This is a genomic window from Mycolicibacter sinensis, from assembly GCF_001667945.1.
GTDB classification, from domain to species: Bacteria; Actinomycetota; Actinomycetes; order Mycobacteriales; family Mycobacteriaceae; genus Mycobacterium; species Mycobacterium sinense_B.
Genome location: NZ_LZJK01000017.1, coordinates 1 through 18726, shown reverse-complemented (window position 1 = coordinate 18726; position 18726 = coordinate 1). Strand labels below are relative to the sequence as shown.

The 18726-nt window shown below is 67.2% G+C and carries 15 protein-coding genes, 2 tRNA genes and 2 pseudogenes; 8 read left to right on the top strand and 11 right to left on the bottom strand.

Going from position 1 to position 18726, the window contains the following annotated elements; all coding sequences use genetic code 11:
- Positions 1 to 65 precede the first annotated feature (65 nt).
- The 9 genes and pseudogenes from A5694_RS01045 to rpmH form a co-directional block, all read right to left on the bottom strand.
- The gene (locus A5694_RS01045; RefSeq protein WP_064920005.1) at positions 66 to 860 is read right to left on the bottom strand and encodes a hypothetical protein; all 795 of its coding nucleotides are present in this window, start codon (positions 858 to 860) and stop codon (positions 66 to 68) included.
- A gap of 226 nt (positions 861 to 1086) precedes the next feature.
- Entirely contained in the window at positions 1087 to 2109 is a 1023-nt protein-coding gene (locus tag A5694_RS01040) for a ParB/RepB/Spo0J family partition protein (protein WP_064920004.1), read from the bottom strand.
- 31 nt (positions 2110 to 2140) lie between these two features.
- On the bottom strand, positions 2141 to 3136 hold the full coding sequence (locus A5694_RS01035) for a ParA family protein (protein ID WP_082952449.1): 996 nt from the start codon (positions 3134 to 3136) through the stop codon (positions 2141 to 2143).
- Complete coding sequence (rsmG, locus tag A5694_RS01030; RefSeq protein WP_064920002.1) at positions 3133 to 3864, bottom strand: 16S rRNA (guanine(527)-N(7))-methyltransferase RsmG; 732 nt, start codon at positions 3862 to 3864, stop codon at positions 3133 to 3135. Before rsmG ends, A5694_RS01035 begins: the two co-directional genes overlap by 4 nt.
- Positions 3865 to 3927: 63 nt before the next feature.
- Positions 3928 to 4400, bottom strand: a pseudogene (locus A5694_RS01025) (protein jag); the annotation flags it as partial.
- Between the two features lie 127 nt (positions 4401 to 4527).
- Positions 4528 to 5571 (bottom strand): membrane protein insertase YidC, encoded by a 1044-nt coding sequence (gene yidC / locus A5694_RS01020; RefSeq protein WP_064920001.1) that lies wholly within the window; start codon positions 5569 to 5571, stop codon positions 4528 to 4530.
- Positions 5572 to 5614: 43 nt separating this feature from the next.
- Positions 5615 to 5950: a membrane protein insertion efficiency factor YidD gene (yidD, locus tag A5694_RS22295; protein ID WP_109535552.1), complete on the bottom strand. Its 336-nt coding sequence runs from the start codon at positions 5948 to 5950 to the stop codon at positions 5615 to 5617.
- On the bottom strand, positions 5929 to 6306 hold the full coding sequence (gene rnpA / locus A5694_RS01015; protein ID WP_064920000.1) for a ribonuclease P protein component: 378 nt from the start codon (positions 6304 to 6306) through the stop codon (positions 5929 to 5931). The genes yidD and rnpA overlap by 22 nt, the downstream gene beginning before the upstream one ends.
- 17 nt (positions 6307 to 6323) lie before the next feature.
- Entirely contained in the window at positions 6324 to 6467 is a 144-nt protein-coding gene (gene rpmH / locus A5694_RS22290) for a 50S ribosomal protein L34 (RefSeq protein ID WP_019735309.1), read from the bottom strand.
- 626 nt (positions 6468 to 7093) lie between these two features.
- Here rpmH and dnaA point away from each other — a divergent pair.
- From dnaA to cwsA, 8 genes and pseudogenes are all read left to right on the top strand, one after another.
- Entirely contained in the window at positions 7094 to 8566 is a 1473-nt protein-coding gene (gene dnaA / locus A5694_RS01010; protein ID WP_064919999.1) for a chromosomal replication initiator protein DnaA, read from the top strand.
- Positions 8567 to 9094: 528 nt separating this feature from the next.
- Entirely contained in the window at positions 9095 to 10291 is a 1197-nt protein-coding gene (dnaN, locus tag A5694_RS01005; RefSeq protein ID WP_064919998.1) for a DNA polymerase III subunit beta, read from the top strand.
- A 36-nt stretch (positions 10292 to 10327) separates the two neighbouring features.
- Positions 10328 to 11488, top strand: coding sequence for a DNA replication/repair protein RecF (recF, locus tag A5694_RS01000; RefSeq protein WP_064919997.1), 1161 nt, complete (start codon positions 10328 to 10330; stop codon positions 11486 to 11488).
- Positions 11485 to 12042 carry a DUF721 family protein gene (locus tag A5694_RS00995; protein WP_064919996.1) on the top strand — a complete coding sequence of 186 codons (558 nt, stop codon included), beginning with the start codon at positions 11485 to 11487 and terminating at the stop codon, positions 12040 to 12042. The genes recF and A5694_RS00995 overlap by 4 nt, the downstream gene beginning before the upstream one ends.
- 244 nt (positions 12043 to 12286) lie before the next feature.
- On the top strand, positions 12287 to 14302 hold the full coding sequence (gene gyrB, locus A5694_RS00990; RefSeq protein WP_064919995.1) for a DNA topoisomerase (ATP-hydrolyzing) subunit B: 2016 nt from the start codon (positions 12287 to 12289) through the stop codon (positions 14300 to 14302).
- Positions 14303 to 14353: 51 nt separating this feature from the next.
- The gene (gene gyrA, locus A5694_RS00985) at positions 14354 to 17434 is read left to right on the top strand and encodes an intein-containing DNA gyrase subunit A (RefSeq protein ID WP_064919994.1); all 3081 of its coding nucleotides are present in this window, start codon (positions 14354 to 14356) and stop codon (positions 17432 to 17434) included.
- Between the two features lie 55 nt (positions 17435 to 17489).
- Positions 17490 to 18323, top strand: a complete 834-nt coding sequence (locus tag A5694_RS00980) for a DUF3566 domain-containing protein (RefSeq protein WP_064919993.1) — start codon at positions 17490 to 17492, stop codon at positions 18321 to 18323.
- Positions 18324 to 18335: 12 nt separating this feature from the next.
- Positions 18336 to 18437, top strand: a pseudogene (gene cwsA, locus A5694_RS23025) (cell wall synthesis protein CwsA); the annotation flags it as partial.
- Positions 18438 to 18445: 8 nt separating this feature from the next.
- On the opposite strand, the gene A5694_RS00975 reads toward cwsA, so the two are convergent.
- Both A5694_RS00975 and A5694_RS00970 read right to left on the bottom strand, forming a co-directional pair.
- Positions 18446 to 18518: transfer RNA gene (locus tag A5694_RS00975), tRNA-Ala, on the bottom strand.
- Positions 18519 to 18530: 12 nt separating this feature from the next.
- A tRNA-Ile gene (locus A5694_RS00970) sits at positions 18531 to 18604 on the bottom strand.
- Positions 18605 to 18726 lie beyond the last annotated feature (122 nt).

Here is an 18726-nt window from a genome sequence, read left to right as displayed (position 1 = left end):
AATCACTTACAGATCCCTTCCTGACACCTCCGGAGGCGTTTGTGAAGGACCTACCTCGACCTATATCAGCGAGGCTCGACGAAGGAGAGCCGAAGCTGGGCCGCCGGATCAGCCGAGGTTGCTGACCGACACGCGGCCGCCGAGGCCGCCGGGGCACCCGCTCCCACTGGCTGCTCCAGTTGGGCGCTCTCCAGTAGCCGCTCCAGCGCCGCCTCCACCTCCGCCTTCCAGCCCAGACCCTTGTCGAGCTCCAGGCGCAGCCGGGGGAAGTACCGGTGCGGCGCCACCACAGTGAATCCGACATCGGTCAAGAAGTCTGCGCCGATGATGCAGTGCTCCACCGAGCAGTCACCCAGGGCGTCGAGCACCGGTGCGACATCGGGCTGCACGTTGGCCGGGTCCAGTAACTCCCCGACCGCCGGGCTCCGGCCGAATGCCTCCAAGGCCCGGACGCCGCGGCGGACCAGTTCGTCGACCGCGCCGGCGATCAGGTCCTGCGGCAGACCGTCGGCCAGTGGAGCCGGTTCGACCCCTATCGACGTCAGCAGCACCGCGTCGGCCGACACCGGTGCCGTGGGGAACCGATGGGCCCGCGGCACCGCTCGGGGCGGGGCGTAAAGCACATAGCCGAGGCACGGCGAGTCTTCGGCGCCGGAAGCCGACGGGGTGGCGACCTGGCCGCAGCAGCCCCACTCCAGCATCACCATCGACAGCCAGGCTTCTTTTTCGAACTCCGGATCCGACAGGTGATCGCCGCGTCCGAGGGTTGCCGGATCCACCTCCCAGAACACGCATCGACGTGCGTGCTTGGGAAGCTGCTCGAAACACTCGAGCCTCAGCGGTGCGATTCGCACAGACACGCCCACTCCCGGTCTTCACCTGTGCTGCCAGCAGAGGACAGCCCCTTAAGGATAGGAGGGTTGAGCCGCCGGATGCCACCATCGGCGCCGGCCAGCGTTCCCGTCCCCCGAAAATTCGAAAATCGTTGTCTGTCAGTATGTTTCGCTACGGCCCCAGCCGCCCCGGCGGCCTACCGTCACAGTGACGTAATTGCCATGGGGCCTTGGTCGTGGCCGAACGCCGGTGTCAGGCGGTTGCGGAGTCCATCAGCGCGACGATGCGCTGCAAGTCGTCGACGGACCCGAATTCGACCACGATCTTGCCTTTACGCTTGCCGAGGCTGACCGTGACGCGGGTGTCGAAAGCCGTCGACAGGCGCTCGGCGACATCCTGGAGACCGGGCATCTGGATCGGCTTGCGCCGCGGCGGCACGGGCGTCGCGGTGTCGCCGCGGTTGGCCAGGGTGACCGCCTCCTCGGTGGCGCGCACCGACAGGCCCTCCGCCACGATCCGGGCCGCCAGCTCCTCCTGCGCCTCCGACCCGCCCTCCAGCGACAGCAGGGCGCGGGCATGACCAGCCGACAAGACCCCGGCGGCCACTCGGCGCTGGACCGCGATCGGCAGCCGCAGCAACCGGATCATGTTGGTCACCAGCGGCCGCGAACGACCCAGGCGAGTGGCCAGCTCGTCGTGGGTCACCCCGAACTCGTCAAGCAGCTGCTGGTAGGCCGCCGCCTCTTCCAACGGGTTCAGCTGGACGCGGTGGATGTTCTCCAGCAGAGCGTCGCGCAGCAGATTGTCGTCCTCGGTCTCCCGGACGATCGCCGGGATCGTCTCCAGGCCGGCCTGCTGGGAGGCCCGCCAACGGCGCTCCCCCATCACCAACTGGTAACGCGGTGCACCGGGCGCGGCACCGGGCAGCTCCCGCACCACGATCGGCTGCATCAGCCCGAATTCGCGGATCGAGTGGACCAGCTCGGCCAACGCCTCGTCGTCGAACACCTGCCGGGGCTGACGCGGGTTCGGCTCGATGGCGGTCGGGCTGATCTCGCGGTAGACCGCCCCCACATCCGCGGCGGGGCCGGCCGGGACCGTGGTGCCCGCGCTCCCCCGGCTTCCCAGCACCACGTCGGCCGCGGCGTCACCCATCCGCGGCCCCATGCCGGCTCCGCGTTCCCCGGCAGACGCGGGTCCCTCACCCGGCCCGGTCGGGATCAGGGATGCCAGGCCGCGGCCCAAGCCGCCCTTCTTACGCGACGGTCCGGTCATATGTGTCGTTCCTTCTTGCTAACGGCGGGCATCAGCGCCGCCCCTCCTGCGCGCCGGCGGTGTCCCGTTCGACGAGTTCGCGGCTGGCGTCCAGATAACTCATCGCCCCGCGCGAGCCCGGGTCGTACTCGATGATGGTCATGCTGTATCCCGGCGCCTCCGATACCTTGACGCTGCGCGGGATCACGGTCCGGAGCACGCGGTCACCGAAGTACCGCCGGACTTCGTCCGCGACTTGGTCGGCGAGTTTGGTGCGCCCGTCGTACATCGTCAGCAACACGGTCGTCACCTCCAGGCGCGGGTTGAGGTGAGCCTTCACCATCTCGATATTGCGCATCAGCTGCGACACACCTTCCAGGGCGTAGTACTCGCACTGAATCGGGATCATCACTTCCGGCGCCGCCACCAAGGCATTGACGGTGAGCAGGCCCAGCGATGGCGGACAGTCGATGAAGACGTAGTCGAAGTCGGAGCCGTCCAGCTCGGCCAGCGCATTCCGCAACCGGTTCTCGCGCGCGACCATGCTCACCAACTCGATCTCCGCGCCGGCCAAATCGATGGTGGCCGGAATGCAGAACAGCCGCTCGTTGTGCGGGCTCTGCCGAAGCGCGGCGTGGACCGGCATCTCCCCGATCAGCACCTCGTACGACGACGGGGTGCCGGATTGGCGGTCGGCGATGCCCAGCGCGGTGCTGGCGTTGCCCTGGGGGTCCAGGTCGATCACCAGGGTCTTGATTCCCTGTACCGCAAGGGCGGCCGCGAGGTTGACCGCGGTGGTGGTCTTGCCGACTCCCCCCTTCTGGTTGGCCACGGTGAAGACCCGGCGCCGCCGCGGGCGCGGGAGGCGGTTATGGGTGTGCAGCACCTGCATGGCGCGCTCGGCGGCCGCGCCGATCGGGGTGTCGAACTCCGATGCTGTTTCACGTGAAACCGGGGCCGCCGATGTTTCACGTGAAACCGCGCTCGTTCGGCGGTCCGCGTGCTTGACCGACGGCGGCGGGGCGGCGGGGCCGACGGGTCTGGTCATGTGGGCCTCCTGGTGGCCCGCCGCGGCGGGCTTCCTGTCCGACGACGGTCGCGCGCCGTCTTGGGCTCTCCCCGCAGCGCCATCACCACGGTCGCGGGCGGGGTTAAATAATTCACGCCGCATCTCACCACCCTTACGTCGTTCGCGCCTAGTCCGATCATCACACGGCGGTGCTCCTCGACCTCGCCCTGTGCCCGCTCGCCTTTCATCGCGAGCATCCGCCCATTCATCCGGAGCAGCGGCAGGCTCCACCGGCTGATCTTGTCGAGGCTGGCGACCGCCCGCGAGACCACGGCATCGCGCTCCCCGAACTCGTCGCGCACCGCCCGGTCTTCCGCCCGTCCCCGCACCACCGCCACGTTCCCGAGAGCCAGCTCCTCGACCGCCTCGCGCAGAAACTCGCTGCGCCGCAGTAGTGGCTCCACAAGCACCACCTGCAGATCCGGCCGGGCAATCGCCAACGGGATCCCCGGCAAACCGGCGCCGCTGCCGATGTCGGCCACCCGCTCGTCGGCGTCGAGCAGCTCCCCAAGCGCCGCGGAGTTGAGGATGTGCCGGTCCCAGAGCCGGTCGACTTCGCGGGGTCCGAGAAGGCCGCGCTCCACGCCGGGCCCGGTCAATAGTTCTGCGTAGCGCCGCGCGGTTCCGAGCCGGTCGCTGAAGACGTCGGCTGCCGCCTCAGGCGGTGCGGGCGCCGGCGTTCCCCCGACATGTTTCACGTGAAACATTCCTCCGGCTTCCCGGGCCGCGGTGCGGAATTACCCGAATGTAATTCCGCGCGGTCAGTCCCGTCAGTCCCGCCGAACCACGACACGGCGCGACGGCTCGACGCCCTGACTCTCGCTGTGCACACCGGCGACGGCGGCCACCGCATCGTGGACGATCTTACGTTCGAACGGGCTCATCGGAGCCAGTTCCTCGTCCTCCCCGCTCGCCAGCACCCGGCGGGCGACCTCATCGCCCAGCGCGGTGAGGTCGTCCCGGCGGCGGCGGCGCCACCCGGCGATGTCGAGCATCAGTCGGCTGCGCTCGCCCGTCTTCTGGTGCACTGCCAACCGGGTCAGCTCCTGCAGGGCGTCGAGCCCTCGCCCTTGCGGCCCACCAGCTTGCTGAGGTCGTTGCCGCCGTCGATGCTCACCACTGCTCGGCGGCCCTCGACGTCGAGGTCGATGTCGCCGTCGAAGTCCAGCAGATCGAGCAACTCCTCCAGATAGTCGCCGGCGATCTCCCCCTCGGCCACCAGGCGCTCTTCCAGGTCGGCCGCCGCCGTGCCGCCCGAGTCCAGGGCTTGGCGCTCGGTGGTCTCGGCGTCGTTCGTGTCCGTCATGTCGGTCATGTCGTCTCCCTCTGTGCCCGGCAGCTCACGCGCCGGTTGGCTTGTCGCGGGTGGGTCACCGCTTGCGTTTCTTCGGCTTGGCGCCGGCGCCGGAGCGGCCACCCCGCGCCGCGGGCCGGCCCGGGTTCCGCTTGGCGGCGTCGGTCTTCGCCGGCTGGCCAGCTTCCGGCGCGGTCGTGTCGGTCGCTGCCTCGGTTTCGTCGGGGGCCGCGGTGTCGGCGTCGGCGGTCGCCGTGCGGCCGGCCCGCTTGGGTTTGGCACCGGGCGCCGGGGCGTTGGCCGCCCGGCGGCGCAGCGCCTCCTCCTTCTTCGCCTCGTCCTCCTTGGCGATCAAACCGAACACGTAGTGCTGCTGCGCGAAGGTCCAGATGTTGTTGGAGAACCAGTACAAGATGATGGCCAGCGGCAGGAACGGTCCACCGACGACCACGCCGAGCGGGAACACGTAGAGCGCCAGCTTGTTCATCATCGCCGTCTGCGGGTTGGCCGCCGCCTCCGGACTTTGGCGTGCCACCGACGCCCGGCTGTTGAAGTAGGTCGCGATACCGGCAGCGATCATGATCGGGACACCGACCGCGATCACCGAGATCCGGTTGAACTCGGCGAAGGCGTCCAAGCCGGTCCGTTGGATCATCGTCGCGCCCAGCGGTGCCCCGAACAGGTTGGCGTCCAGGAAGTTACCGACGTCCTCGGCGCTGAAGAAGTAGTTGCCCAGTTGCCGGTTCAGGTCCGGCGATAGTCCCAGCTGCCCGATCCCGGTGCTGGTGCGGTTGAACGAGCGCAGCACGTGGAACAGCCCCAGGAAGACCGGGATCTGCGCCAGCATCGGCAAACAGCCCAGAATCGGGTTGAAGCCGTGTTCCCGCTGCAGCTTCTGCATCTCCAGCGCCATCCGCTGACGGTCTTTGCCGTACTTCTTCTGCAGCGCCTTGATCTGCGGCTGCAGCTCCTGCATCTGCCGGGTGGTCCGGATCTGCTTGACGAACGGCTTGTAGAGCAAGGCCCGCAGCGTGAACACCAGGAACGTCACCGACAACGCCCAGGTAAAGAAGCTCGCCGGCCCCAGTAAAAGGCCAAAAGCCTTGTACCACAACCACATAATGCCAGATACCGGGTAGTAGACGTAGTCCAGACTCCGGGGATCAAAGGACACCGCGTTCACCCTCCGCTCGGTTGTCCGAGGCGTTCCCGGACCGACAGTCGCATCCAGCACCACCCTGGGACCGCTCCGGTATCGGATCCCAGCCGCCTTGATGCCACGGCCCACACTTTGCCAGGCGCACGGCGGCCAGCCAGGTACCCCGGATCAGCCCATACTCGCTCAACGCATCCACCGCGTACTGGCTGCAGGTTGGCATGAAGCGGCAACTGGGCAGCCGCAGCGGCGAGATCATGTGCCGGTAGAGCTGGATGAGAAAGATCAGTCCGCGAGCCGGAGCCGCCGCGACACCATGGCTCACCGCGCCACACCCCCGGATCGGTGCAGCGAGCGCAGCCCGGCACGCAACTGGGTCCGCAGCGCGTCCGACGTGGCCCCGTTACTGCTGGGCAGCGCCCGGATCACCACTTGTTCGCCGGTTCGCAGCTCCCTGAGCATGTCTCGGGCCACATGACGCAGCCGACGGGCCACCCGGTGCCGATCGACCGCCGAACCCACCGACTTGGCGATGATCAGGCCGACTTGTGGCGGCGCCGTCGCGGAGGTCTCGGGGGCGCGCCGGTCACCGGCCACTCGGCTGTAGACGATGACGTCGGGCTGCACCGCCCTTCGGCCCTGTTTGACCGTCGCACCGAAATCCGCCGACCGTCTCATCCGGGATTGAGCCGGGAGCACCGCGGTGCTGCCTGTGCTCAAGCAGTCAGCGAGCGACGGCCCTTGCGACGCCGGCCCGAGACGATGGCGCGGCCAGCGCGCGTACGCATCCGCAGGCGAAACCCGTGCACCCGGGCCCGACGTCGGTTGTTGGGCTGGAAGGTCCGCTTGCCCTTGGCCACGGCACACTCTCCTCGTTGCGTCTTGCGTCACGTCTGCGCCCGACACACCGGAAGCCCGTTGTGCCTGCCGCACGCGACGCACTCGGTAAGCTCGGTGAACTTCTGCGTCTTGCTGGTAACCGGCGCGGTCTCCGACCAGAGGCCGGTCGCTGCCGTATCGCCAACGTTCGGGCGACTGTTCGAGGGTACTGATGCAGGTTCGCCGGGTCAAACCCCGGCACTCTCCGCACCCGATGCCCGCTGCAGCCGCCTCATCGCACCGCTTCGAGACCGGTGGGTACGGTCCCCATCATTCACAGTGATCACACCCGCCACGGCTGTTGTGGGCACGGCCATTTTTGACCGATTCATCTCGAAGAAATGAGTAGTCGCCCGCGCGGAAACCTGTTAACTTGCTTGCCAGCGCCGAGTCGCGACTGGAGCGGGTTTCGGCCGTAATCGAAGAGGACGAAGCGGCCTGCGCTTCAGGTATCGCCTGACCGTCTGGAGTGGCCGTTGCCGAGCAACTGGCCTGGAGGGCCTCAACGGGGTATGCGCACCTCATCCACACCTGTGGATAACTGTGTGGATAGCATGTCACCGCACGAGATCCGTGCAGCACGACTTCGAGCCGGGGGGATGAGGCATTGACCGATGACCCCGGGTCTGGGTTCCTGACCCTGTGGGACGAGGTTGTCGCGGAACTCAACGGTGAAGCCCCCGCGCCCGATGTCTCGGCCCCGGTCCTGACGCCCCAGCAGAAGGCCTGGCTCAACCTGGTGCACCCGTTGGCGATTGTCGAGGGCTTCGCGCTGCTGGCGGTTCCGAGCAGTTTCGTTCAGAACGAGATCGAACGGCACCTGCGCACCCAGATCACCGCTGCCCTGAGCCGCCGGCTCGGCCACGACATCGAGCTCGGTGTGCGCATCGCGCCGACGCCCCCCGACGACGGGCCCGCCTCGTCCGACGGTGTGGCCCCGAGCCGCAGCACCGACGACGAAGACGACGAAGACGAGCCCACCGACGTCGAGTACGACTGGCCCAAGTACTTCACCGAGCGGCCCAGTGACGATTCGGCGACTGCCGACGGCGCCAGTCTCAACCGGCGCTACACCTTCGACACGTTCGTGATCGGCACTTCCAACCGGTTCGCCCACGCCGCCGCCCTGGCCATCGCCGAGGCGCCGGCTCGGGCCTACAACCCGTTGTTCATCTGGGGTGAGTCCGGCCTGGGCAAAACCCACCTGCTGCACGCGGCCGGCAACTACACCCAGCGGCTCTTCCCCGGGATGCGCGTCAAGTACGTCTCCACCGAAGAGTTCACCAACGACTTCATCAACTCGCTGCGCGACGACCGCAAGGTCGCGTTCAAACGCAGCTACCGCGACATCGATGTCCTGCTGGTCGACGACATCCAGTTCATCGAGGGCAAAGAAGGTATCCAGGAGGAGTTCTTCCATACCTTCAACACGCTGCACAACGCCAACAAGCAGATCGTGATCACGTCTGACCGGGCGCCCAAACAACTTGCGACACTGGAGGATCGGCTCCGGACCCGGTTCGAGTGGGGCCTGATCACCGATGTTCAGCCGCCGGATCTGGAGACCCGGATCGCGATTCTGCGCAAGAAGGCGCAGATGGAACGCCTCGATGTGCCCGGCGACGTGCTCGAGCTGATCGCCACCAGCATCGAGCGCAACATCCGCGAACTCGAGGGCGCGCTGATCCGGGTCACGGCGTTCGCGTCGCTCAACAAAACCCCGATCGACCGGGCGCTGGCCGAGATCGTCCTGCGCGACCTGATCGCCGACGCCAGCACCATGCAGATCAGCGCCGCGATCATCATGGCGGTGATCGCCGAATACTTTGACACCAGCGTCGAGGAACTGCGCGGCCCGGGCAAGACCCGCCCGCTGGCCCAATCCCGGCAGATCGCCATGTACCTGTGCCGCGAGCTGACCGATCTGTCACTTCCCAAGATCGGCCAAGCCTTCGGCCGCGACCACACCACGGTGATGTATGCCGAGCGCAAGATCCGCGGGGAGATGGCCGAGCGCCGCGAAGTCTTCGATCAGGTCAAAGAGCTCACCACGCGGATCCGGCAACGCGCCAAGCGCTGATCTCGGCGTGCCCGCCGCGGACTGCTTGCAAAAAACTTCCGACCCACTGGCACCACCCGTTTCGGTCGCTGCCTGTGGATACCGTTGCGGACAACTTGTCCATGAACCGACGACGAACCCACCGCGGATACACAGCGGCTGGTCCATGCACAGCCGGCCCGGCCCGCCCCGGCGTGTTATTCACCGTTGGTCCCCAGCCCGATCGGCCCGCCCAGCAGCACCGATGCCCCGCTGTACCCACCATGCACAGGCCTTACTACTAATACTGAGATCTCTTCGCCGAATCTCTCTCAAAACAGGCCGTTGGGGATTCTCGTCGCAGGGAGCTGTTCACAACCGCCGCGCGTCCGCTGCGCGCAGGGCCCTTCTCAGGCCCCCGGTGTCATGGATTAACTTTCACGACGGGCTTCTAGGCTCTACGGTTGGTGACCTACCGCCCTTTTTGTCGGGGGCGATGCACGGCCGCAGGTGGGGGTGTTCACCGGTCGCCGCGGGGTAGAGCTCGATATCGGGTGACGAGAGGACACGATGGACGCGGCGACGACGAACGCGAGTCTGACCGACTTGAGATTCCGCCTGGACCGAGACGACTTCGCCGATGCGGTGGCGTGGGTCGCGAAGTCCCTGCCTGCCCGGCCGACTGTGCCGTTGCTGGCCGGGGTGCTGTTGACCGGCTCCGACAACGGGCTGACCGTCTCCGGTTTTGATTACGAGGTATCGGCCGAGGTCCAGCTGGCAGCCGAAATTGCTTCTCCCGGAAGCGTTTTGGTGTCCGGTCGGCTGCTGTCGGATATCACCCGCGCCCTTCCGGCCAAGCCGGTCGAAGTCCAGGTGGAAGCTACCCGGGCGTCGTTGACGTGCGGCAATGCCCGGTTCTCGCTACCGACGATGACGGTGGAGGACTATCCCACGCTGCCCACGCTGCCCGAGGAGACCGGGGAGTTGCCCGCGGACCTGTTCGCCGAGGCGATCGGCCAGGTGGCGGTGGCGGCCGGCCGCGATGACACGCTGCCCATGTTGACCGGCATTCGCGTCGAAATCTCCGGCAACACTGTGGTTTTGGCTGCCACAGACCGGTTCCGGCTGGCGGTACGTGAACTGACCTGGTCCGCGGCACCGGGCACCGAAGCTGCCGTGCTGGTTCCGGCCAAGACGCTGGCCGAAGCCGCCAAAACCAGCAGCGACGGCACCGAGGTACATCTGGCGCTGGGAGCGGGCCCGACGGTCGGCAGCGAAGGCTTGCTGGGTATCACCAGCGGGGGCAAACGCAGCACCACCCGACTGTTGGACGCCGAATTCCCCAAATTCCGTCAGCTGCTGCCCAGTGAGCACCTGGCGGTGGCGACCATCGGGGTGGCGGAGCTGACCGAGGCGATCAAACGTGTCGCCCTGGTCGCCGACCGTGGTGCGCAGGTCCGCATGGAGTTGTCCGAGGGAACCCTGCGGTTGTCCGCCGGCGCGGAGGATGTCGGCCGGGCCGAAGAGGATCTCCCGGTGGACTTCGTCGGCGAGCCGCTCACCATTGCGTTCAACCCGACGTATCTGACCGACGGTCTGAGCTCGCTGCACAGCGAGAAGGTCTCGATGGGATTCACCGATCCCAAAAAGCCCGCCGTGCTGCGGCCGGCCAGTGCCGAGGACCCGGTGCTCAGCGGGGCCGGCCCGTTCCCGGCCGTACCGTCGGACTACGTCTACCTGTTGATGCCGGTTCGCCTGCCTGGCTGACCGGCGCGGCCGCCACGACGGAGGGTTGGATTCGCGGTGTATGTCCGCCACCTGGGCCTGCGCGATTTCCGGTCCTGGGCGCACGTCGACCTCGAACTGGAACCGGGGGCGACGGTTCTGGTCGGCCCCAACGGTTACGGGAAGACCAATCTTGTTGAGGCGCTGTGGTATTCGTCAACCCTCGGTTCGCATCGGGTGGCGACCGACGCCCCGCTGATCAGATCCGGCGCCGATCGTGCGGTGGTGTCCACGATCGTCGTCAACGAGGGCCGCGAACTGGCAGTGGATCTGGAGATCGCGGCGGGACGAGCCAACAAGGTTCGGCTGAACCGGGCTCCGGTGCGTCATGCCCGCGAGGTCGTCGGGGTGCTGCGCGCGGTGTTGTTCGCGCCGGAGGACCTGGCGCTGGTCCGCGGCGACCCCGGTGAACGACGCCGCTACCTCGACGAATTGGCCAGCGTGCGCCGACCGCGGGTGGCGGCGGTGCGCGCCGACTACGACAAGGTGTTGCGGCAGCGCACGGCACTGCTCAAAAGCGCGCCGGCCGCGCTGCACCGTGGTGACCGGTCGGTGTTGGACACCCTCGACGTCTGGGATGCGCAGTTGGCCGCGCACGGCGCCGATCTCATGGCTGCCCGGATCGACCTGGTCAACCAGCTGGCACCGGAGGTCGAGAAGGCTTACCAGCTGCTTGCGCCCGGTACCAGGAACGCGGCGGTCGCCTACCGGCCCAAGCTGGAGATCACCGGCGACGGCGCCGAGGACGGGGCGGCCGAACTTCAGGAACTGCTCTTGGCGGAGTTGGGTCGCCGGCGGCGTGCCGAGCTGGAACGCGGGGTATGTCTGGTCGGTCCGCACCGCGACGAGTTGGAACTGCGGCTTGGCGACCGGCCGGTGAAAGGCTTTGCCAGCCACGGAGAATCGTGGTCGATGGCGCTGGCACTGCGGTTGGCGGCCTATCAACTGCTGCGCAGCGAGGGCGCTGAACCGGTGTTACTGCTCGACGACGTGTTCGCCGAGTTGGACGCCGCGCGCCGGCGGGCACTGGCCGATGTCGCCGGGTCGGCAGAGCAGGTTCTGATCACCGCCGCCGTCGCCGAGGATGTGCCGACAGACTGGCGGGCCCGTCAGATCCGCATCGCGGTAGTCGAGGGCGATCACGGCCGGGTCTCCGAACTGAACGGGGGTGGCTCATGAGCGATTCCGAGGTGGATCCGCCGGCACACCTGGCCGGGCTGGCCGGCATGGATCTGGTCCGGCGGACCTTGGCCGAGGCCCGCGAGGCGGCACGCAGCCAGGGCAAAGACGTCGGGCAGGGACGCCGGGCGCCGCTGCGCCGCCGAACGCCCGGTAGCGGCGGCGGCCGCCGCAGCTGGTCGGGGCCGGGGCCGGATCGCCGCGACCCCCAGACCCTGGGCGCCGCCACCCGCGACCTGGCGCAGGCGCGGGGCTGGTCGGCGCAGGTCGCCGAGGGCACGGTGCTGGGCCGATGGCGGGCGGTCGTGGGCGAGGACATCGCCTCGCACGCGACACCGACCAGGCTCTCCGAGGGGGTGTTGAGCGTGTCGGCGGAGTCAACGGCCTGGGCCACCCAGCTGCGGTTGGTGCAGGCCCAGTTGCTGGCGAAGATCGCCGCCGCGGTCGGCGACGGGGTGGTGACGGCACTGAAGATCACCGGACCGACGGCACCGTCGTGGCGCAAGGGCCCGCTGCACGTCCCGGGCCGCGGCCCACGCGATACCTACGGCTGATCCGGGACGGGCGACCGACGATCCGCGGCTCAGCGGCGCTACGAGCCCGAAAATTGCTTCGGCCAGCGGCCGGACACATGGTTGAGCGCGATATCGGCGTCACGGCCCAATCAGATGGGTGGAAACGCCACAAGAAAATGCCCGCCGTCGGTTCGTCACGGTAGACTGTTCCGGTATCCCCCGCGCATCCCATGATGTGGTGCGCCGATTGCTTGCTTGCGACTCTGAGGAGAGCTCCCCGACCGTGGCTGCCCAAAACCAGTATGGTGCCGATTCGATCAAAGTTCTCGAAGGCCTCGAAGCCGTCCGTAAACGACCTGGTATGTACATCGGCTCCACCGGTGAACGCGGTCTGCATCACCTGATCTGGGAGGTCGTCGACAACGCCGTCGACGAGGCGATGGCCGGATTTGCGACCAAGGTCGCGGTGCGCATTCTCGAAGACGGTGGCGTCGAGGTCGCCGACGACGGGCGCGGTATCCCGGTGGCGATGCACGCCACCGGCATCCCCACCGTGGATGTCGTCATGACGGTGCTGCACGCCGGCGGAAAGTTCGAAGAGGGCGCATACAGCGTCTCCGGTGGTCTGCACGGCGTTGGCGTGTCGGTGGTCAACGCGCTGTCGACGCGGTTGGAAGCCGACATCCACGTCGACGGGTACGAGTGGTTCCAGACCTACGACAAGTCGGTGCCGGGGACCTTGAAGAAGGGCGGCAAGAGCAAAAAGACCGGTACCACGATCCGGTTCTGGGCCGACCCGGAGATCTTCGAGACCACCAACTACGACTTTGAGACCGTCGCCCGGCGGCTGCAGGAGATGGCCTTCCTCAACAAGGGCCTGACCATCGAGCTCACCGACGAGCGGGTGCGTACCGAAGAGGTCGTCGACGAGGTGGTCAGCGACACCGCCGAGGCGCCCAAGTCCGCTGAGGAGAAGGCCGCCGAAGCCCAGGCACCGCACAAGGTCAAGCACCGGGTCTTCCACTATCCGGGCGGCCTGCGTGATTTCGTCGCACACATCAACCGCACCAAGACGGCGATCCACCCGACGATCGTGGACTTCGACGGCAAGGGAACCGGCCACGAAGTCGAGATCGCGATGCAGTGGAACGGCGGCTATTCGGAGTCGGTGCACACCTTCGCCAACACCATCAACACCGCCGAGGGCGGCACCCACGAAGAGGGCTTCCGCTCGGCGCTGACCAGCGTGGTGAACAAGTACGCCAAAGACAAGAAGCTGCTCAAGGACAAGGACCCCAACCTCACCGGCGAGGACATCCGCGAGGGGCTGGCGGCCGTCATCTCGGTCAAGGTGTCCCAGCCCCAGTTCGAGGGCCAGACCAAGACCAAACTGGGCAACACCGAGGTGAAGTCATTCGTGCAGAAGGTCTGCAACGAACAGCTCGGACACTGGTTCGAGGCCAACCCCGCCGAAGCCAAGGTGATCATCAACAAGGCGGTCTCCTCGGCGCAGGCGCGCGAGGCGGCACGAAAGGCCCGGGCCTTGGTGCGCCGCAAGAGCGCCACCGACCTGGGCGGGTTGCCCGGCAAGCTGGCCGACTGCCGCTCGAACGACCCCAGCAAGTGCGAACTGTATGTGGTGGAAGGCGATTCAGCCGGCGGCTCGGCCAAGAGCGGCCGCGACTCGATGTTCCAGGCGATTCTTCCGCTGCGCGGCAAGATCATCAACGTCGAGAAGGCCCGGATCGACCGGGTGCTGAAGAACAACGAGGTCCAGGCGATCATCACCGCGCTGGGCACCGGGATTCACGACGAGTTCGACATCGCCAAGCTGCGCTATCACAAGATCGTGCTGATGGCCGACGCCGACGTCGACGGCCAGCACATCTCGACGCTGCTGCTGACGCTGCTGTTCCGTTTCATGCGGCCGTTGATCGAGCACGGACACGTCTTTCTGGCTCAGCCGCCGCTGTACAAACTCAAGTGGCAGCGCGGTTCGGACCCGGAGTTCGCCTACTCCGACCGGGAACGCGACGGCCTGCTGGAGGCGGGCAAGGCGGCCGGAAAGAAAATCAACATGGACGACGGCATCCAGCGCTACAAGGGTCTCGGTGAGATGGACGCCAAGGAGTTGTGGGAGACCACGATGGACCCGTCGGTGCGGGTGCTGCGCCAGGTGACCCTCGACGACGCCGCCGCGGCCGACGAGTTGTTCTCCATCCTGATGGGCGAGGACGTCGAGGCGCGGCGCAGTTTCATCACCCGCAATGCCAAAGATGTTCGCTTCCTTGATGTTTAGCGACGTTTAGCGGTATCTGACCTTCCCGACAGCTGACTGAACGAGGAACAGATGACAGACACCACGCTGCCACCCGGAGACGACTCGCTGGAACGGATCGAGCCGGTCGACATCCAGCAGGAGATGCAGCGCAGCTACATCGACTACGCGATGAGCGTGATCGTGGGCCGCGCGCTGCCCGAGGTGCGCGACGGCCTCAAGCCGGTGCACCGCCGGGTGCTCTACGCGATGTACGACTCCGGGTTCCGCCCCGACCGCAGCCACGCGAAATCGGCGCGCTCTGTTGCCGAGACGATGGGTAACTACCACCCGCACGGTGACGCCTCGATCTACGACACCCTGGTGCGGATGGCCCAGCCGTGGTCACTGCGTTACCCGCTGGTCGACGGCCAGGGCAACTTCGGTTCGCCGGGCAACGACCCGCCAGCGGCGATGCGGTACTGCGTGACGGGCGATACCTTGATCGGGTTGCCCCAAGAACGCTCGGTGCGGATCGCCGATATCGTGCCAGGTGCACGGCCGAACTCCGATACCGAGATCGAGCTGAAAGTTCTTGACCGGCACGGAAATCCCGTAGTGGCAGACCGGCTTTTCCACTCCGGTGAGCACCAGACGTACACAGTGCGGACCGCCGAAGGTTACGAAGTAACCGGTACGGCCAACCATCCGCTGCTCTGCCTGGTGGACGTCGCCGGCGTACCGACGCTGCTGTGGAAGCTGGTCGAAGAGGTCCGTCCGGGCGACTACGCGGTGCTGCGCCGCGCCGACTGTGTCGGTTCTGGCAAGGGATTCGGTGAGATCGCGACCACAACATGCACAGTCGACGAGGTCCCCGGGCTTGCAAGGTTCTTGGCAGACTTCGGTGCTGATCCCGACGCCACGGCGATCGCCACCGATCTCACCGACGGCCGGTTCTACTACGCCGAGGTCGCCAGCGTTACCGATGCCGGTGTTCAACCCGTCTACAGCCTGCGGGTCGACACCGAGGACCATGCCTTCATCACCAACGGGTTCGTCAGCCACAACACCGAGGCGCGGCTCACCCCGTTGGCCATGGAGATGCTGCGTGAAATCGACGAGGAGACAGTCGATTTCATTCCGAACTACGACGGTCGGGTGCAGGAGCCGACGGTGCTGCCCAGCCGGTTCCCGAACCTGCTGGCCAACGGCTCCGGCGGCATCGCGGTCGGCATGGCGACCAACATCCCGCCCCACAACCTGCGCGAGTTGGCCGAGGCGGTGTTCTGGTGCCTGGACAACTACGACGCCGACGAAGAGGCCACCCTGGAAGCGGTGATGGAACGGGTCAAGGGCCCGGACTTCCCCACCTCCGGGCTGATCGTCGGGTCGCAGGGCATCAACGACGCCTACCGGACCGGTCGCGGCTCTATCCGGATGCGCGGCGTGGTCGAGATCGAAGAGGACTCGCGCGGGCGGGCCCTGCTGGTCATCACCGAGCTGCCGTATCAGGTGAACCACGACAACTTCATCACGTCGATCGCCGAACAGGTGCGCGACGGAAAGTTGGTGGGAATCGCCAACATCGAAGACCAGAGCAGTGACCGGGTGGGCCTGCGCATCGTCGTCGAGATCAAACGCGACGCGGTGGCCAAGGTGGTGCTGAACAACCTCTACAAGCACACCCAGCTGCAGACCAGCTTCGGCGCCAACATGCTCTCGATCGTCGACGGGGTGCCGCGCACGCTGCGGCTGGATCAGATGATCCGCCACTACGTCGCCCACCAGCTCGACGTGATCGTGCGGCGCACTACCTACCGGCTGCGCAAGGCCAACGAGCGGGCGCACATCTTGCGCGGTCTGGTCAAAGCCCTCGACGCCCTCGACGAGGTCATCGCGCTGATCCGGCGGTCGGAGACCGTCGACGTGGCGCGCCAGGGCCTGATCGAGCTGCTCGACATCGATGAGATTCAGGCGCAAGCGATTCTGGACATGCAGCTGCGCCGGCTGGCCGCCCTGGAACGCCAGAAGATCATCGACGACCTGGCCAAGATCGAAGCCGAGATCGCCGACCTGGAAGACATCCTCGCCAAGCCGGAGCGGCAGCGCGCGATCGTGCGCGAGGAGCTCGCCGAGATTGCCGACAAGTACGGCGACGACCGGCGGACCCGGATCATCGCCGCCGACGGCGAAGTCAGCGACGAGGATCTGATCGCCCGCGAGGACGTCGTGGTCACGATCACCGAGACCGGCTACGCCAAGCGCACCAAGACCGACCTGTACCGCAGCCAGAAGCGCGGCGGCAAGGGCGTGCAGGGTGCTGGGCTCAAGCAGGACGACATCGTCGCGCACTTCTTCGTCTGCTCAACCCACGACTGGATCCTGTTCTTCACCACGCAGGGCCGGGTGTACCGGGCCAAGGCCTACGACCTGCCGGAGGCGTTGCGCACCGCACGCGGCCAGCACGTCGCGAACCTGCTGGCCTTCCAGCCCGAGGAGCGCATCGCCCAGGTCATCCAGATCAAGAGCTACGAGGACGCGCCGTATCTGGTGCTGGCCACCCGCAACGGGCTGGTCAAGAAGTCCAAGCTGACCGACTTCGACTCGAACCGGTCGGGCGGCATCGTCGCGATCAACCTGCGCGACGGTGACGAGCTGGTCGGTGCGGTGCTGTGCTCGGCCGAGGATGACCTGCTGCTGGTGTCGGCCAACGGCCAGTCCATCCGGTTCTCGGCGACCGACGAGGCGCTGCGGCCGATGGGCCGGGCCACCTCCGGGGTTCAGGGCATGCGCTTCAACGCCGACGACCGGCTGTTGTCACTCAACGTGGTCCGGGAGAACACCTATCTGCTGGTGGCCACCGCCGGCGGCTTCGCCAAGCGGACCGCGATCGAGGAGTACACCGCGCAGGGTCGCGGCGGCAAGGGCATCCTGACCATTCAGTACGATTCCCGGCGAGGCCGGCTGGTCGGGGCGCTGATCGTCGACGATGACAGTGAGCTCTACGCGATCACCTCCGGTGGCGGGGTGATCCGTACCGCGGCGCGGCAGGTCCGCAAGGCCGGGCGGCAGACCAAGGGCGTTCGGTTGATGAACTTGGGTGAGGGCGACACACTGATAGCGATCGCGCGGAACGCCGATGAGGAGTCGACCGACGAGGAATCGGGTAGCTGAACCGACCAGAAGCCAGCCGCCGGGCGGCTCGGATACACCAGCGAAGGAGCCGTGGGTGAGCGCACCGAAGGAACCGGGGCACCCGGGCAACGGTCCGGGTAAGGCCGAGTCCCCGGCCAGCGGGTCGGTCGATGCCGCTGGTCAGCGGCCCGCGGGCCGGCCCGGCCGGATTACCGAGACCGGGGAGGCACCGCCCTGGCAGCGCGGGGGCCAGGGCCGGCAGCCGGGCCCCTCCCGGGCGGCCGACCCGGCGCGCCCGGCCGATCCGGGCGCTGCGCACTCCCCCGGGGTTGACGAGCGACTGCGCCGGTTCATCTCCGGTACCGCCGCGCCCGCTGCGGCGCAGCCCGCGTCGGCCAAGCCTGCCAAACCGGCCGGCCAGCAGTCGGCCAAACCGGCGGGCCAGCAGTCGGCCAAACCGGCCCAGCCTTCGGCATCGGAGGACGCCTACGGCAGCGAGTTGCCGGATCTGTCCGAACCGGCCCATCGGCGTCCGGCCGCCCGGCGCCCGCCGGTCACGGCCGGACCGCGCGGCCCGGTGCGGGCCAGCATGCAGATCCGGCGGATCGACCCGTGGAGCGCGCTGAAGGTGTCGCTGCTGCTGTCCACGGCGCTGTTCTTCGTCTGGATGATCGCCGTCGCCGTGCTGTACGTCCTGCTCGGCGCGATGGGGGTCTGGAGCAAGCTGAACAGCAACGTCGGTGACTTGTTGACCAACAACAGTGCCGCAGAACTGGTTTCGGGCAGTTCGATCTTCGGCGGCGCCGCCTTGATCGGGCTGGTCAACGTTGTCGTGCTGACCGCGATGGCCACCCTCGGCGTGGTGATCTACAACCTGAGCACCGATGTGGTCGGCGGTGTCGAGGTGACCCTGGCCGACCGGGACTGACCGGCATCGCGGGCCATTTTGGCCGGTGGGGTGGTGCTGCTGGTTCGCCGCTCGAACGGGGCCGAGGAGCCGTCGCCGCGGCCGCCGAGCGTGGAGTCGCAACCCAAGATTTGACAAGCTTGTGGAGCCTAGGAGATTCGAACTCCTGACATCTGCCTTGCAAAGGCAGCGCTCTACCAACTGAGCTAAGGCCCCTGATGGGACTCGTGGGCCTAGGAGGACTCGAACCTCCGACCTCTTCGTTATCAGCGAAGCGCTCTAACCGCCTGAGCTATAGGCCCAATGTCGACTACGACCGAGCGCCGAGATTACCGCACCCGAGCCCCCCGGCCAAAATGGCCCGCGATGCCGGTCAGTCCCGGTCGGCCAGGGTCACCTCGACACCGCCGACCACATCGGTGCT

Excerpts from the sequence above, each read along its gene's own strand:
- A5694_RS01040 (WP_064920004.1), bottom strand. The coding sequence starts at position 2,109 with ATGACCGGACCGTCGCGTAAGAAGGGCGGCTTGGGCCGCGGCCTGGCA.
- A5694_RS01035 (WP_082952449.1), bottom strand. The coding sequence starts at position 3,136 with ATGACCAGACCCGTCGGCCCCGCCGCCCCGCCGCCGTCGGTCAAGCAC.
- rsmG (WP_064920002.1), bottom strand. The coding sequence starts at position 3,864 with ATGTTTCACGTGAAACATGTCGGGGGAACGCCGGCGCCCGCACCGCCT.
- yidC (WP_064920001.1), bottom strand. The coding sequence starts at position 5,571 with ATGTGGTTGTGGTACAAGGCTTTTGGCCTTTTACTGGGGCCGGCGAGC.
- dnaN (WP_064919998.1), top strand. The coding sequence starts at position 9,095 with ATGGACGCGGCGACGACGAACGCGAGTCTGACCGACTTGAGATTCCGC.
- A5694_RS00995 (WP_064919996.1), top strand. The coding sequence starts at position 11,485 with ATGAGCGATTCCGAGGTGGATCCGCCGGCACACCTGGCCGGGCTGGCC.
- gyrA (WP_064919994.1), top strand. The coding sequence starts at position 14,354 with ATGACAGACACCACGCTGCCACCCGGAGACGACTCGCTGGAACGGATC.